The sequence below is a fragment of the Gilvimarinus gilvus genome (assembly GCF_030518155.1).
Lineage (GTDB): Bacteria > Pseudomonadota > Gammaproteobacteria > Pseudomonadales > Cellvibrionaceae > Gilvimarinus > Gilvimarinus gilvus.
Genome location: NZ_JAULRU010000276.1, coordinates 1 through 386, shown reverse-complemented (window position 1 = coordinate 386; position 386 = coordinate 1). Strand labels below are relative to the sequence as shown.

At 50.3% G+C, this 386-nt stretch carries 1 protein-coding gene and 1 pseudogene; both read left to right on the top strand.

Annotated features, from left to right (window positions below):
- Positions 1 to 191: sulfur carrier protein ThiS (gene thiS, locus QWI17_RS04785; RefSeq protein ID WP_302721377.1), on the top strand; the 191-nt coding region annotated here is incomplete at its 5' end.
- Between the two features lie 71 nt (positions 192 to 262).
- Positions 263 to 386 (top strand): annotated as a pseudogene (locus tag QWI17_RS04780) (hypothetical protein); the annotation flags it as partial.

Sequence of the window (386 nt, the reverse complement as noted above, 5' to 3'; positions counted from 1 at the left end):
AGCTAAATGGTGACAGTCTCGAGGTACAACAAGGCACCTCGGTGGCAGCCCTGCTTGAGCAGATAAAGCTCGGTGAGCGGCGTGTAGCAGTTGAACTTAACCTGGAGATCGTGCCCCGTAGCAGACATGCTGAAACAGTGCTGCAGGACGGTGACAGGGTCGAAGTCGTTCATGCCATAGGCGGCGGTTAAGTAGCCGGATTTATTAGGGAAAGGGGTCCTTTCCTCAAATTGGAAACAGAATTTTTACTGGGTAGAAAATAATGTCTGAACAACATAACGATCCTTTGATTATTGCAGGCCGAAGCTTTCAGTCCCGTCTATTGATCGGGACGGGTAAATACCGTGATCTGGAAGAGACCCGTGTGGCAATTGAAGCCAGCGGTG